Here is a 15,197-nt window from a genome sequence, read left to right on the forward strand (position 1 = left end):
GCTGCGCAGCACCGGCCCTTTCTCCTGTCAGGTGGGCGCGCCGTCCGAGTCTGCCGGAGACGCAGCGGCTGCCGGCGAGATGAGCCCGGCGTCGTCGAGCGCACGCCCGGTGAGCACCCGACCCACTTCGATCATCTCGGCGGCGCGATGGAAGTCGAGACTGCGGCACGCGTTCCGGGGCACCCGAACATGCACGTCCGGTGGGTACGCGGCGAGCTGGTAGCGAGCCAACGTCGCCTGCATCACGTCGAGCGAGCGGTTCATCACCGCGAACCGGCTGAACTTCGGGACGGCCACCGCGTCGCCCCCGACCACGGTCTGATCGTCGATCACCTGGCCGTCCGGCTCGTCCGACGGATCCGGATCGGTCTGCGCGGCGCCGAACCGTCCGACGACCGACCGCACGATGTCCAGGTCACGCAGCTGCGCGGCGCTCCGGCGGAAACGTGCCACCCATTCGTCCACCGGCCGCGAATCCGCGCTGACGTTCTCCGGGGCCAGCGAGCGACCGTCCCGATCCTCGGCGCTCAGGCTGATCCCGACGGTCAGGTCGGCGCTCACGGAGACGAGCGGCGCCATCGGCAGAGGGTCGAGCACCCCACCGTCGGCGAGCACCCGGCCGTTGAGCACGGACGGCGTGATGACGCCGGGGATGGCGATCGACGCACGGATGGCCGCGTCGACGGGTCCTCGCTGGAACCACACCGACCGGCCCGCAGCGAGATCGGTGGCCACGGCCGTATACGGGATGGGAAGGTCCTCGATGCGGATCTCGCCGAGCATCTCTCTGACCCGTTGCAGGATCTTCTCGGCGTGGATGGCTCCCGGCGCGGACACCGACAGGTCGAGAAGCCGCACGACGTCGAGCTGTGTCAGGCCGATCGCCCACCGGGTGAAGTCGTCGAGCTTGCCCGCAGCGTGGAGTCCCCCCACCAGGGCACCCATCGACGATCCTGCGACTCCGACGATCTCGAATCCGCGCTCCTCGAGTACCTGGATCGCTCCGATGTGGGCGTACCCCCGCGCACCGCCGCTACCCAGAGCCAGCCCAACGCGCCTCGGTCCGGTCATCGGATGATCGTACGCGGACGAGAACGTCGGACCGTCAGGACAGACCGTTGTCCGGAAGCCGCAGGTCCGGCTTGTCGAGCTCCTCGATGTTCACGTCCTTGAACGTGATGACGCGGACATACTTCACGAAGCGCGCGGGACGGTACATGTCCCACACCCATGCATCGGACATGCGCAGCTCGAAGTAGATCTCCCCGTCCGCGTTGTGCGGCAGCAACTCCACCGAGTTGGCCAGATAGAACCGGCGCTCGGTCTCCACGACATAGGAGAACTGACCGACGATGTCCCGATACTCGCGGTAGAGCGACAGCTCCATCTCGGTTTCGTACTTCTCGAGATCCTCGGCACTCATCGGTCTCGGAGTCCTCCTGCTCTGGTGTGAATTGTCATCATCTCGCACTTCCGGAACTGTTATCCACTCGGTGTATCAGCGCCGCGACGTTCGACCACGAGCGGCGGTGCTCCGGGCACGGGCCCAGCTTCTCGAGAGCCGTCAGGTGCGCGGGCGTGTTGTAGCCCTTGTGGATCGCGAAACCGTAACCGGGATGTGTCTCGTCCATCGCGACCATTACCCGGTCGCGAGAGACCTTGGCCAGCACCGACGCCGCCGCGATGCATGCCGCCGCCCCGTCGCCGCCGATCACCGGCAGCGACGGGGCCGGCAGGCCCGGGACGCGGAAGCCGTCGGTGAGAACGTAACCCGGGGTGGTCGAGAGCCCGGCGACCGCACGTCGCATGCCCTCGATGTTGGCCACGTGGACACCCATACGGTCGACTTCCTCGGCCGGGAAAGACACGACGCTCCACGCCACTGCCAGCCGGGTGATGGCCGGGAACAGCTCTTCACGCGTACGTTCGGTGAGTTTCTTCGAATCGTCGAGGCGCGCCAGCGCCGGATACGGCTTCGGTGCGAGCACGCAGGCCGCCACGACGAGCGGGCCCGCACACGCACCCCGGCCTGCCTCGTCGACACCGGCCACCGGCCCGAGACCGCTGCGGACCAGGGCCGACTCCATCGTCCGCAGACCGGACGACCTGCGAATGACGATGCGTGGAGGCCAGGAAGTCACTTGCCCTGGATATCGGGTGAGCTGATCGTGCCCATCCGCGCCGGCGGCAACGCGATGAAGACCGCCTTACCGATCACGTTGTCGAGCGGGATGGTGCCTTGCATGTCGTCGCCCACGTGGTACCGCGAGTCCGCGGAGTTGCTGCGGTTGTCGCCCATCACCCACAGGTGGCCGTCGGGGACGGTGACCGGACCGAAGCAGCGTGCCGACTTCAACGCGGTGTCGCAGGCCTGCGAGCCGGGGACGAACGGGAAGTCCATGACGACGTAGGGCTCGTCGAGCGGTGTACCGTCGACCAGGATGCGGCCCTGGTCGTCGCAGCATTCGACGGTCTGACCACCGGTGGCGATCACCCGCTTGACGAGGTCGTTCTCGTCCGGGGGGACGAGTCCGACGAGGGAACCGAGTTCCTGCGCACCGCGGATCACCACGTTGGAGGACCGGGTGGAGACGAAATCCTGCGACCACGAATCGGGGCCGCGGAACACGATGACGTCACCCGGTTGCGGTTCACCGAAGCGGTAACCGATCTTCTCGACCACGATGCGGTCGCCGGTGCAGCCCGCGCACCCGTGCAGCGTCGGTTCCATCGATTCCGACGGAATGAGATACACCCGGGCGACAAACGTCTGCAACAGGAAACTCAGGACGAGCGCGACCAGAATCAGGATCGGCAACTCGCGGAGGAAGGAGCGGGGCTTCTTCTCGGGCTCCGCCGTACCGCCGTTCACGGCGGAGGTGGCGGCCGAATCGCCGGTGGTCTCGGATTCCGACGACAATGCCCGCTCCTTCGAAGAATCTGTCACGAAATCAGATTAGCCCGGCACTGCGAGTACGCAGTGCCGGGCTCATCGGAAAGGTCAGCGCTTTTCCTTGATCTTGGCGGCCTTGCCACGCAGATCGCGGAGGTAGTACAGCTTGGCGCGACGGACGTCACCGCGGGTGACGACCTCGATCTGTGCCAGGTTCGGGCTGTGGACCGGGAAGGTGCGCTCGACGCCGACACCGAAGGAGACCTTGCGGACGGTGAAGGTCTCGCGGACGCCGCCGCCCTGACGGCGGATCACGACGCCCTTGAAGACCTGCACGCGCTCCTTCGAGCCTTCGATGACCTTGACGTGCACGTTGAGGGTGTCGCCGGGACGGAACTCGGGAATGTCGTCGCGGAGGGACTTCTTGTCCAGGAAATCGAGAGTGTTCATCGGTGTTCCATCCTTGCGTTTTCGCAGGAGCAGAGGAACCGAGCGGCACCCGGACGTTCGGAGAACCCCGGTGCTCGTCTGGTTCGTGCCCAGATCAAGTATTGCTGCCTGGTCCAGGCAACCCGTCCATTGTGCCAGACGCCACCGGGTGAAGCGAAATCGGCGGCGGCGCCGCATGCACCACATGGTCGAGCTCCACCTCCGCCGCCACCCTGGCATGCTCCGCGGCCTCCTTCACGTGCTCCGCGCTGGGCGTCCCCGCGATGAAGTCCTGCACGAAGATCTTGGCCCGGATGACCGGCCGACGCCACTTTCGCTCCCGCTCGAGCGCGCGAAGCATCCGCTTCGGCTTGGAGGTGTACCGCCACCGGGCCCACGGTGCACTCGGCCGGCTCAACCGGAGCGCCCCGATCAGCAGGATCGGGAAAACGAACAGGCCGAGCAGCCCGGTCCAGATCTTCCCCTTCAGCAGCACCACCCCCGCGATGAGCAGGTTGATCACGGAAGACAACCCGATTGCGACCCGCACCCACGGATCCGGCGAATCCCGGAAGTCGGTGACGTTGATCAGTTCGAGCGGCCGGAGTCCGAGCAGCAGCAGACCCGTCACCGCGATCGCCACGAATACGGCATCGACCGACGTCCGGCCCTCATCCGCCCAGTACACGTCCTGCAGGTAGAAGATCAGCGCGAACTCGTCCAGCACCAGCGCGGCGCCGATCCCGAACAACGTGGCGAGGACGGCGCCGGTGGTCTGGGTGCCGTCCTCGTACACGGCGATGAGGGAAACTCCCGACACGAGCATCGTGACGACGCCGAACACCACGTGGTGGACGTGGTGCCCGCCGGGTTTCACGTTGCCCGGCCACCACGACACCTCGGCGCGGATCATCCGCACGCTCAATCGGATGAACAGGAAGGCCGCGAGAAACCCGAGCAGGAAAAAGAGCAGAGGCAGGCGCCCGTGCCCGACGATTTCCCGATCCAGCCATTCGTACATCGGCATCCACTATCCCAGTAAAGAACTGGTCACTCCATCGAAAAGTGGTGGCTCGTGTCGGGATGGTGACCTCTCTACTTGCCGAACCCCGCCTTCCGCAGCGCGTCGGCCATCGAACCGCCGGGCGCCGGGCGGGAGTCACGCCCGCGATCGCGTCCACCCTGCTGCTGCGGCTTGCCGCCGCGCCGATCCTGCGGCTGCCCGCCCCCCCGCCGATCCTGCCGCTGCCCGCCGCCGCGGGGACCGTCGTTCTTGCGGCCGGCCCCGACCTCGTCGTCGAGCCGCAGCGTCAGGCCGATGCGCTGACGGGCCTCGTCCACCTCGAGGACCTTCACCCTCACGACGTCGCCCGACTTGACGACGTCCCGCGGGTCCTTGACGAAGTTGTGGGACATCGCGGACACGTGAACGAGGCCGTCCTGGTGAACGCCGATGTCGACGAACGCGCCGAACGCCGCGACGTTGGTGACGACGCCCTCGAGCGTCATTCCCGGCTTCAGGTGCGACACCTTCTCGATTCCGGCCGCGAATGTGGCCGTCTTGAACTCCGGGCGGGGGTCGCGGCCGGGCTTCTCGAGCTCACCGATGATGTCGGTGACCGTGGGCAGACCGAATCGGTCGTCGACGAAGTCTGCCGGGTTCAGGCTGCGGAGCGCGGACGTGTTGCCGATGATCTCGCGCACGCCGGTGCCGCTGGCGCCGACGATCTTGCGCACCACCGGGTAGGCCTCGGGGTGGACGCTGGAGGCGTCGAGCGGGTCGTCCCCGTTGGGGATCCGCAGGAAGCCGGCGCACTGCTCGAACGCCTTCGGACCGAGTCTCGCGACGTCCTTGAGTCCCTTGCGGCTGCGGAACGGGCCGTTCTGGTCCCGGTGCGCGACGATGCTCTCGGCCAGCGAACCGGCGATACCGGACACGCGGGACAGCAGCGGCACCGACGCGGTGTTCACGTCGACGCCGACCGCGTTCACCGCGTCCTCGACGACCGCGCCGAGCGACCGCGCGAGCAGCGTCTCCGACACGTCGTGCTGGTACTGCCCGACGCCGATCGACTTCGGGTCGATCTTCACCAGTTCGGCGAGGGGATCCTGCAGGCGGCGCGCGATGGAGACTGCTCCACGGATCGACACGTCGAGGTCGGGCAGCTCCGCCGAGGCGTACGCGGACGCCGAGTACACGGACGCCCCGGCCTCGGACACCACGATCTTCGTCAGGTTGGTCGCGCCCGACTTGGCGATCAGCTCGGTCGCGAGCGCATCCGTCTCGCGGGACGCGGTGCCGTTCCCGATGGCGATGAGCTCCACGCCGTGCTTGGCGACGAGACCGGCGAGGGTGGCCAGAGAACTGTCCCACTTGTTCTGCGGCTGATGCGGGTAGATCGTTTCGTGAGCCACCACCTTGCCGGTGGCGTCCACGACCGCGACCTTCGTACCGGTCCGGAAACCGGGGTCGAGGCCCATCGTGGCGCGGGTACCGGCAGGCGCTGCCAGCAGCAGGTCGCGCAGGTTGTTGGCGAACACGTCGACGGCATCCTTCTCCGCCGACTGTCGCAGGCGCATCCGAGTGTCGATGCCCAGCGTGACGATCATCTTGGTGCGCCACGCCCACCGCACGGTGTCGAGCAGCCACCGGTCGGCGGGCCTGCCGCGATCGGCGATGCCGAACCGGCCGGCGATCCGGCCCTCGTAGACGGTGGGCTCGCCGGGGACGGGCTCCTCCGTGTCGGGTGCCAGGGTGAGCGTGAGCACCTCTTCCTTCTCGCCGCGCAGCACCGCCAGGATGCGGTGGGACGGGAGCTTGCCGAACGGCTCGGAGAACTCGAAGTAGTCGGCGAACTTCGCACCCTCGGTCTCCTTGCCCTTGCGGACCGCGGACACCAGTTGCCCCCGGGTCCACATCAACTCGCGGAGTTCACCCACCAGGTCTGCGTCTTCGGCGAAACGCTCGACGAGGATCGCGCGCGCACCCTCGAGCTGTTCGGCCGTGTAGGACGCCGGATCGGTGGAGGGATCGGTGATCAGCGCGTCGGCGACAGGTTCGTGACCGGCTTCGCGGGCGATCTGCGCCTTCGTGCGACGCCTCGGCTTGAACGGCAGATAGATGTCCTCCAGGCGCGCCTTCGTGTCGGCGGTCATGATCTGCCCACGCAACTGGTCGTCGAGCTTGCCCTGCGAGTCGATCGACTCGAGCACGGCAACCCGGCGCTCGTCCAGTTCCCGCAGGTACCGCAGGCGTTCCTCGAGCTGGCGGAGCTGAGCGTCGTCGAGCGTTCCGGTGACTTCCTTGCGGTACCGGGCGATGAAGGGCACGGTGGCTCCACCGTCGAGGAGGTCCACGGCGGCCGCGACCTGTCCCTCCCGGACGTCGAGCTCCTCGGCAATGCGCTGGTTCACGGTCTTGAGAGTCACGGAAATGGACCCTACCGCTACTCTGAGACAAAATCGTCGGCGGTGAGGCCGTCACGGAAATCTCGGGAGAATTTCATGTCCAGGCTGTTCCGTTGCCTGACGGTCATGGTCTTCCTGCTGGGTGCGCCACTGGCCTGCACCATCCCGACCGAGACGAACTCCGTGGTCGACATCCCGGCGACGTCACCGGCCGTCGCGACCCCCGACCTCCTCCCGGCCGACGAACCGCCGACGGGTGACGGCGTGACCGTGAGCCCGGAGCCGTTCCCCTCCGCGCGGGTCCCCGTCTCGGCGCCCCTCGCCGAACGCATCTCGGCGGCGGTCGCGACGGCGGCCACCGAGCGCGGCGCCGAGGTGTCGATCGCCGTTCTGGACCGCGCCACCGGCAGCTATCTGGAGGGCGCCGCCGCCGAACCGGTCGAAACGGCGTCGTTGGCCAAGCTGTTCATCGCCGCCCAGATGTATCACCTCGACGCAATCGGTGAGCGGCCGCTGTCCGATAACGACCATCTCCTCCTGAAGCGGATGCTCGAATCGTCCGACGACGACGCGGCCAACACACTCTGGGACGATCTCGGCGGTTCGGACGTCGTCGTCGACGTCGCCGGGCGGTACGGACTCGCCGCGACCACACCACCCTGGGACGGGTTGTGGTGGAACACCGAGACGACCGCCGCCGACCTCGTGACGTTCTATACCGGGCTTCTCGACGACCGCGACGGCCTGGGCCCGGGTCGCATCGCCGAGTTCGTCGACTACCTGCGCTCGTCGACACCCGAGGGGATCGACGGTTACGATCAGCGGTTCGGCCTCCCCGACGGCTTGCCCGGAGAGAACGTCGTCGGGGTGAAGCAGGGTTGGATGTGCTGTGTGGGCGATCGGTGGATCCACGTGTCGACGGGCCTGATCGGTGACGACAACCGCTACATCGTGGCCGTCGCGTCGCGGGAGGACATCCGGTACGAGGACGACGAGGAGTCGTACCCGGACACCGCGATCACGGACGTCACCGAGGATTCCAGCGCCCGGCATGCACGGGACACGATGACCGGATTCGTGAAGTCCCTGTTCCCCACCGGTGTCGTCGACGACTGGGCGCAGCCCCAGAGTTAGCGCCCGGGCAGGGCCGGAAATCGGTTCAGCGCAACAGGTCCGGACGGCGCTCGGCGGTGCGTTGCAGCGACTGCTCGTGTCGCCACGCAGCCACCTTCGCGTGATCACCCGACAGCAGGACCGGCGGGACGTCGAGTCCGCGCCACGTCGCCGGCCGCGTGTAACTGGGTCCTTCGAGGAGTCCGTCCGAGAACGAATCCTCTTGGTGCGACTGCTGATTGCCGAGCACTCCGGGAATCAGGCGCACGAACGCCTCGGTCATCACCAGCACGGCCGCCTCGCCCCCGATGAGGACGTAGTCGCCGATGCTCACTTCTTCGACGCGCACCCGGCGGGCGGCGTCGTCGAACACGCGCTGATCGATGCCTTCGTAACGTCCGCAGGCGAAGACGATGCGCTTCTCCCCCGCCCAGCGCTCGGCGGTGGCCTGCGTGAAAGGAACACCGGCCGGTGTGGGGACGACCAGCAGCGTGTCCGAGTCGCCGTCGCCCGCGGCGAGGACGTCGTCGAGCGCGGGCCCCCACACTGTGGGCTTCATGACCATCCCCGGCCCGCCGCCGTACGGAGAATCGTCGACGGCCTTGTGGACGTCGTGCGTCCAGTCCCGCAGATCGTGCACGTCGACGGAGATGAGGCCTTTGTCGATGGCCTTGCCGAGCAACGCCGCTCGAAGCGGCTCGAGGTACTCGGGGAAGATGGTGACCACGTCGAGACGCATGGCTACCGACTCACTTCCCGTCGGCCGATTCACCGAAGTCGGGATCGAGCAACCCTTCAGGCGGATCGATCTCGACGACGCCGTCGGCGACGGACACCGACGTGACGATCGCGGCCACGAACGGGACGAGAAGTTCGCCGGACTGTTCGCCGGCCCGGCGGATCGAGAGCAATTCGCCTGCCGCGGAATGCAATACCTCGATGACGGTTCCCACCTCGGTGCCGTCCGCGAGTCGCACCGACAGTCCCTCGAGTTCGTGATCGTAGAATTCGTCGGGGTCGTCGGACGGCTCGAGTTCGGCGCTGTCGATGACGAACAGCGTGCCCCGCAGGGCATCCGCCGCGGTGCGGTCCGACACACCGTCGAGGCGCAGCAGAAGCCGCCCGGAATGGTCCCGGGCGGCTTCCACCGTGTATGTGCTCACAGTCTGCTCGCGCGGCTTGTGTCCCCGCAGCACGGCACCGACGGCGAATCGATCCTCGGGTTCGTCGGTGCGAACCTCGACCACGATCTCACCCTTGATGCCGTGCGACTTGGCGACACGGCCGACGACGAGCTCCACTGCTGTAAGGCCTCTACTGATCGGTGTCGACGACGTCGACACGGATCCCGCGGCCACCGATACCGGAGACCAGCGTCCGCAGAGCGGTCGCGGTGCGACCACCGCGACCGATGACCTTGCCGAGATCGTCAGGGTTGACGTGCACCTCGACAGTGCGCCCCCGACGCCCGGTGATCAGCTCGACACGAACGTCGTCGGGGTTGGCGACGATGCCACGAACGAGGTGCTCCACGGCATCGGCGACGACGGCACTCACTTGTCAGCAGCCTCGGACTCTGCAGCAGCCTCGGCGGGAGCGTCGGCAGCAGCCTCGGCGTCCTCGGCCTTCGCCTTCTTCTTCTTGGGCGTGATGGCCTCACCGACGGGCTCGTTCTCGGCCTGCGCGAGCGCAGCCTGGAACAGCTCCAGCTTGGAGGGCTTGGCTTCCTTGACGCGGAGGGTGCCCTCGGCGCCCGGCAGGCCCTTGAACTTCTGCCAGTCACCGGTGATCTTGAGGATGGCCTCGACGGGCTCGGTGGGCTGGGCGCCGACGCCGAGCCAGTACTGCGCGCGCTCGGAATCGACCTCGATCAGCGAGGGCTCTTCCTTGGGGTGGTACTTGCCGATGGTCTCGATCGCACGGCCGTTGCGGCGGGTGCGGGAGTCGGCGACGACGATGCGGTACTGCGGGTTCCGGATCTTGCCGAGCCGGGTGAGCTTGATCTTGACAGCCACTGCTGTACTTCTCCTTCAGTGCGCACACGAGTGTGCCCACGTGTCACGTGCAATTCGGCGACGCGCAGGAATAGCGCGCCCGGTTTTGCCTCCAACCTGTGACCGCCGCGCGGTGCGTGACCGGATGCGACGAACAGCGGTTCATTCTGCCAGACGAACACCGTCAAGGGGAAACCAGGTCATCGGGTCTTGACCACGTTGCCCCGCAGCACCACGACATCGGGCGCGGCGAGGGCGTCGCTGCTCGCGCGCGGATCGTTCCGGAAGACCAGCAGATCCGCGGGCGCACCCGCTTGAACTCCCGGATGTCCGAGCCACGCGCGAGCGTCCCAGCACGCGGCGCCGAGCGCCTCGGACGGGGTCAGTCCGACCGCCTTCAGTTCCTCGACCTCGTCGGCGATGCGTCCGTGGACGATCGATCCGCCGGCGTCGGTGCCTGCGTAGATCGGGATCCCCGCGTCGTGTGCGGCACCGATCGTGTCCTTCACCCGCGAGTGCAGGTCACGCATGTGTGCGGCGTAGATCGGGAACCGCGAGGCGGACTCGGCGATGTCCGGGAACGTCGCGATGTTGATCAGCGTCGGGACGAGGGCGGTCCCGTGCGAGACCATCAGCTCGATCGTCTCGTCGGTGAGCCCGGTGCCGTGCTCGATGCAGTCGATTCCGGCGTTGATCAGGCCCGGAAGCGCATCCTCGGCGAAGACGTGCGCGGTGACGCGCGCCCCTTCGCGGTGTGCGGCCGCGATCGCTTCGACGAGGATGTCGTCGCTCCACAACGGCGCGAGGTCGCCCGCGGAGCGGTCGATCCAGTCGCCGACGAGCTTGACCCACCCGTCACCGGCCCGGGCCTGGCGCACCACCTCGTCCGGAAGCTGCGACTCGTCCTCGAGATCGACCGGCAGTCCGCGGATGTACCGCTTGGGGGCGGCGATGTGCTGCCCGGCGCGGATGATCCTCGGCAGGTCGGGGCGGTCGTCGACGAACCGGGTGTCGACCGGCGAACCCGCGTCACGAATCAGCAGGACCCCGCAGTCGCGCTCGGTCTCCGCCTGCGCGATCAACCCCTCGACGCTCTCGCCACCGCCGCCGCCGAACCTGATGCCGACGTGGCAGTGGGCGTCGACGAGACCGGGAACGATCCACCCGGATTCACAGACGGTCTCGGCGCCGGGAACCGGTTCGGTCGAGATCACACCGTTGTCGACCCAGAACTCGACCGGCTGTTCGTCGGGCAGACCGGTGCCCCGGAAGTGCAACGCGCCCATCGGCTACTTCTTCGGCAGCTTCAGCTGGGACAGGTCGATGCCCTCGAGTCCGGGCGGCAATTCGTCCAGGCCCTTCGGCATTTTCGACAGATCGGGCATACCCGAGGGGAGACCGCCGGGCGGCATTCCCGGGAACCCGCCGGGCAGGCCGCCGGGGAACCCTCCGCGCACCTTCGGCGGCGTGGGTCCCTTGCCACCCTTCTTGCCCTTCTTGCCCTTCTTGCTGCGCTGCTGCTTCCGTGAACCGGGCATCCCCATCCGCCCGGCCATCGCGGCCATCATCTTGCGGGCCTCGAAGAAACGGTCGACGAGCTGGTTGACGTCGGAGACCTTGACGCCCGAACCGTTGGCGATCCGCAGCCTGCGGGAGGCGTTGATGATCTTGGGATCGTCGCGCTCGGCGGGGGTCATGCCGCGGATGATGGCCTGCACACGGTCGAGCTGCTTCTCGTCGACGTTCGCGAGAGCGTCCTTCATCTGTCCCGCACCCGGGAGCATGCCCAGGAGGTTGCCGATGGGGCCCATCTTGCGGACGGCCATCATCTGCTCGAGGAAGTCCTCCAGCGTGAGCTGTCCCGAGCCGATCTTCTGTGCGGTGGCCTCGGCCTGCTCGGCGTCGAAGTGCTGCTCGGCCGCCTCGATCAGGCTGAGGACGTCACCCATGCCGAGAATGCGGCTGGCCATGCGGTCGGGGTGGAAGACGTCGAAGTCCTCGAGCTTCTCACCCGTGGACGCGAACAGGATGGGCTGCCCGGTGACCTCGCGGACGCTGAGCGCCGCACCACCGCGGGCGTCACCGTCGAGCTTCGTGAGCACGACACCGGTGAATCCGACACCCTCACGGAACGCCTCGGCCGTGCTGACCGCGTCCTGACCGATCATCGCGTCGAGAACGAAGATCGTCTCGTCCGGGTTCACGGCGTCGCGGATACCCGCAGCCTGCGCCATCAGGTCGGCGTCGATACCCAGGCGACCCGCGGTGTCGACGATGACCACGTCGAACTGCTTGTTGCGGGCTTCCTCGACACCTGCCCGGGCCACTTCGACCGGGTCGGCCGCGGTGATGCCCAGCTCGTTGTCGCCGCCGCCGATGGACGTGCCGGGGTGCGGTGCGAACACCGTTGCCCCCGCGCGCTCACCGACGATCTGCAGCTGGGTGACGGCGCCGGGACGCTGCAGGTCGCAGGCCACGAGCAGCGGGGTGTGCCCCTGGTCGCGCAGCCACTTCGCGAGCTTGCCGGCGAGGGTCGTCTTACCGGAACCCTGCAGACCGGCGAGCATGATGACCGTCGGCGGCGTCTTGGCGAACGCCAGCCGGCGGGTCTCGCCCCCGAGGATCCCGACGAGTTCCTCGTTGACGATCTTGACGACCTGCTGCGCCGGGTTCAGCGCCCCCGAGACCTCGACGCCCTTGGCGCGTTCCTTGATCTTGGCGATGAACGAGCGGACGACGGGCAGCGCGACGTCTGCCTCGAGCAGGGCCAACCGGATCTCACGGCAGGTGGCATCGATGTCGGCTCCGGAAAGGCGACCCTTGCCACGCAGATCCTTGAGGGCTCCGGTCAACCTGTCGGAAAGGGATTCGAACACCGAGTGCGCTCCTGAAGTCATGCGAGTGTGCGGTGGATATTCTCGGGCCCCAGCCTAGCCGCTCACGTCCTGTCGTTCATTCTCCCCCGCTGCCCTCCTGCTTCTTCGGCTTCGTGAGGGGAACGACGCCGAGGATCGCGCTCTCGACCTGTTCCCGGCTCGCCCGGGTGTCTCCGCCGCCGAGATCGAGGCAGAACGAGTCGATCACCGACGAACCCAGGGTGGTCACCCGCGCCCATCGGACGTCCGCGCCGCACGTGTCGAACGCGTCAGCCAGCCGGGACAGCAGCCCCAGCCGGTCCTCGGCCCTCAGCTCGAGGATGACCTCGCCGGGCGATGCGGTGTCGAACCAGATGACTCGCGGCGGCGCCTGCGCGTACTGCACGGGAACCGCGGCTTCGCCCCGTTCCTCCACGGCGGCGACGCGCTGGCTCTCGCGAGCCTCCTCTTCCTTGGCCGTGAGCATCTCCAGCAGGTTCAGTTCCCCCGCGAGCGCGCGGATCAGTTCCTGCCGCAGCAGACCCGCCTGCGGCGGCGCCCCGAACCTCGGAGACACGACGAACGAGTTGACCGCCGACCCCTCGGCGCTGCCCAGAGACGCGGAGTAGACCCGCAGGGAGTGCAGCGCGAGCACGCCCGCCGCCTTCGACAGCAGACCCCGCTGGTCGGGGGCGATGACCGTCACCACATACGTGTGCGGACTGTCGGCGGGGACCAGCGCGACGTGCACGCCACCCGATGCCGCCAGCGCGACGTGTTCCGGATCGAGCGGATCGGGTGCGGGAAACACTTCTCCCGCCATGACGAGGCGGCAGCGGCGCACGAGTTCCCCGATCAGCGACGACTTCCAGTCACCCCACACCCCGGGACCCGTCGCCAGTGAATCCGCCTCCGCCAGCGCGTGCAGCAACTCCAGCAGGACGCCGTCACCGCCGAGCGCCTCCACGACCCGCTCGACCGTCTCGGGATCGTCGAGATCACGCCGCGTCGCGGTGTGCGGCAGCAGCAGGTGGTGGCGCACGATCGCCGTCAGCAGCGCGACGTCCGACGGCCACAATCCGAGGCGCTTACCGATCTGGGTGGCCAGTTCCGCGCCGACCACGCTGTGGTCGCCGCCGCGGCCCTTTCCGATGTCGTGCAGCAACGCACCGAGCATCAGCAGGTCCGGGCGCGCGACGCGGGTGGTGAACCCACTGGCATAGGCGGCGGTCTCGACGAGATGACGATCCACCGTCCACGTGTGCACCGCGTCGCGCGGCGGCAGATCCCGGACGGCACCCCACTCGGGAAGAAGCCTGCCCCACAGCCCGGTCCGATCGAGAGCCTCGATCGCCGCGACGGCACGGCTACCCGAGCCGAGCATCACCAGCAGATCGTTCAGCGCCTCCTTCGGCCACGGCTCGCGCAGCTCGGGGGCGTTGTCGGCCAGGCGATTCAGAGTGGACGCCGACATCGGCATCCCCGTCGTCGCCGACGCCGACGCGACTCGCAGCACGAGGCCGGGGTCCTTCGCCGGCCGGGCGTCGCGCGCCAGCACCACCTCCCCGGCGTGCTCGACGACACCCTCGTCGAGGGGCCGTCGCACCGGTGGTCGGCGCAACCGCGCCAGACCGCGCCGCGGCAGGGCGTGTCCGGCCGTCCGCACACCGACGTCGACGGAATAGCTGATGGTGCGTGCGGCATCACTGAGCATGCGCGCGAGGTCGAATCGATCGCCGATCCGCAGTGCGGCGCCGATCTCGTCGGCGTCCTGCGCCCGCAACTGATCCCGGGAGCGGCCTGCGACCCGGTGCAGTTCGGTGCGGACGTCGAGGAGCCGGCGATGCGCGAGTGCCAGTCCCCCGCCGGGCGACTCGGGACCGAGCCCGGGCATGCCGTCGGTGAGCTGCGCGATGGACAGCGCGTTGAGCAGCTGTACGTCCCGCAGTCCACCGCGACCGCTCTTCAGGTCTGGCTCTGCGCGGTGGGCGATCTCGCCGCTGCGTTCCCAGCGCGACCGCGTCTGCTCGATGAGACCGTCGAAACGGTTGCGGATGTCGGTGCGCCACTGCCGGCGCACCCCGCTGATGAGCAGATTGGTCAGCTCGACGTCACCGACGATGTGACGGGCCTCGAGCATTCCCAGCGCCGCGGTGATGTCCGTGTCCGCCACCTGTAGGGCCTGAGGGATGGTGCGGACGCTGTGGTCGAGCTTGATGTGCGCGTCCCACAACGGATACCAGAGCTGGTCGGCCACCTGCGCGACGACCGCCGGATCCATGTCGTCGTGAAGCAGAAGAAGGTCGAGATCCGAGTACGGCAGGAGTTCCCGGCGACCGAGCCCACCGACCGCGACGAGCGCGAAACCGCTGTCGGGCTTGATGCCCAGCTCGGCACCCTTTGTCGTCAACCAGAACTCGTGCAGGTCGACGAGCGCGTGACGGAGCGCGGCGGCGTCGAGCCGACGCCCGTGACCTGCGGGATTCCTTGCGCCGGGGCCGGTCT

General features: G+C 68.1%; 15 protein-coding genes. 1 reads left to right on the forward strand and 14 read right to left on the reverse strand.

What is annotated here, in order from left to right:
- Positions 1-27 precede the first annotated feature (27 nt).
- From AZG88_RS26000 to AZG88_RS26030, 7 genes are all read right to left on the reverse strand, one after another.
- Positions 28-1,071 carry a patatin-like phospholipase family protein gene (locus AZG88_RS26000; protein ID WP_061699633.1) on the reverse strand — a complete coding sequence of 348 codons (1,044 nt, stop codon included), beginning with the start codon at positions 1,069-1,071 and terminating at the stop codon, positions 28-30.
- 34 nt (positions 1,072-1,105) lie between these two features.
- Positions 1,106-1,423, reverse strand: coding sequence for a DUF2469 domain-containing protein (locus AZG88_RS26005; RefSeq protein ID WP_005240496.1), 318 nt, complete (start codon positions 1,421-1,423; stop codon positions 1,106-1,108).
- A gap of 37 nt (positions 1,424-1,460) precedes the next feature.
- Positions 1,461-2,141 carry a ribonuclease HII gene (locus AZG88_RS26010; RefSeq protein ID WP_082764604.1) on the reverse strand — a complete coding sequence of 227 codons (681 nt, stop codon included), beginning with the start codon at positions 2,139-2,141 and terminating at the stop codon, positions 1,461-1,463.
- A complete protein-coding gene (lepB, locus tag AZG88_RS26015) occupies positions 2,138-2,920 on the reverse strand; it encodes a signal peptidase I (protein WP_061042895.1) in 783 nt (260 codons plus the stop codon). Before lepB ends, AZG88_RS26010 begins: the two co-directional genes overlap by 4 nt.
- Before the next feature lie 81 nt (positions 2,921-3,001).
- Complete coding sequence (gene rplS / locus AZG88_RS26020) at positions 3,002-3,343, reverse strand: 50S ribosomal protein L19 (RefSeq protein ID WP_005240490.1); 342 nt, start codon at positions 3,341-3,343, stop codon at positions 3,002-3,004.
- A 94-nt stretch (positions 3,344-3,437) separates the two neighbouring features.
- A complete protein-coding gene (locus AZG88_RS26025; RefSeq protein ID WP_025432344.1) occupies positions 3,438-4,343 on the reverse strand; it encodes a hypothetical protein in 906 nt (301 codons plus the stop codon).
- A gap of 74 nt (positions 4,344-4,417) precedes the next feature.
- Positions 4,418-6,751 (reverse strand): Tex family protein, encoded by a 2,334-nt coding sequence (locus AZG88_RS26030; protein WP_197487942.1) that lies wholly within the window; start codon positions 6,749-6,751, stop codon positions 4,418-4,420.
- 75 nt (positions 6,752-6,826) lie between these two features.
- On the opposite strand from AZG88_RS26030, the gene AZG88_RS26035 reads away from it, so the two are divergent.
- Complete coding sequence (locus AZG88_RS26035) at positions 6,827-7,864, forward strand: class A beta-lactamase-related serine hydrolase (protein WP_231914200.1); 1,038 nt, start codon at positions 6,827-6,829, stop codon at positions 7,862-7,864.
- A 25-nt stretch (positions 7,865-7,889) separates the two neighbouring features.
- Here the strand turns inward: AZG88_RS26035 and trmD are convergent, their stop codons facing one another.
- The 7 genes from trmD to AZG88_RS26070 all read right to left on the reverse strand — a co-directional run.
- Positions 7,890-8,582 carry a tRNA (guanosine(37)-N1)-methyltransferase TrmD gene (gene trmD, locus AZG88_RS26040; RefSeq protein WP_005240483.1) on the reverse strand — a complete coding sequence of 231 codons (693 nt, stop codon included), beginning with the start codon at positions 8,580-8,582 and terminating at the stop codon, positions 7,890-7,892.
- A gap of 10 nt (positions 8,583-8,592) precedes the next feature.
- Positions 8,593-9,144: a ribosome maturation factor RimM gene (gene rimM / locus AZG88_RS26045; protein WP_005240481.1), complete on the reverse strand. Its 552-nt coding sequence runs from the start codon at positions 9,142-9,144 to the stop codon at positions 8,593-8,595.
- A gap of 13 nt (positions 9,145-9,157) precedes the next feature.
- On the reverse strand, positions 9,158-9,400 hold the full coding sequence (locus AZG88_RS26050; protein ID WP_005240479.1) for an RNA-binding protein: 243 nt from the start codon (positions 9,398-9,400) through the stop codon (positions 9,158-9,160).
- Positions 9,397-9,858, reverse strand: a complete 462-nt coding sequence (gene rpsP, locus AZG88_RS26055; protein ID WP_005240477.1) for a 30S ribosomal protein S16 — start codon at positions 9,856-9,858, stop codon at positions 9,397-9,399. Before rpsP ends, AZG88_RS26050 begins: the two co-directional genes overlap by 4 nt.
- A 179-nt stretch (positions 9,859-10,037) precedes the next feature.
- A complete protein-coding gene (locus tag AZG88_RS26060) occupies positions 10,038-11,123 on the reverse strand; it encodes an amidohydrolase family protein (RefSeq protein WP_061042899.1) in 1,086 nt (361 codons plus the stop codon).
- 3 nt (positions 11,124-11,126) lie between these two features.
- Positions 11,127-12,713 (reverse strand): signal recognition particle protein, encoded by a 1,587-nt coding sequence (ffh, locus tag AZG88_RS26065; protein WP_005240471.1) that lies wholly within the window; start codon positions 12,711-12,713, stop codon positions 11,127-11,129.
- A gap of 76 nt (positions 12,714-12,789) precedes the next feature.
- Positions 12,790-15,197, reverse strand: a 2,408-nt coding sequence (locus AZG88_RS26070; RefSeq protein ID WP_231914201.1) for a [protein-PII] uridylyltransferase, incomplete at its 5' end; no start/stop codon positions are given.

The sequence above is a fragment of the Rhodococcus sp. LB1 genome (genome assembly GCF_001583455.1).
GTDB lineage: Bacteria > Actinomycetota > Actinomycetes > Mycobacteriales > Mycobacteriaceae > Rhodococcus_F > Rhodococcus_F opacus.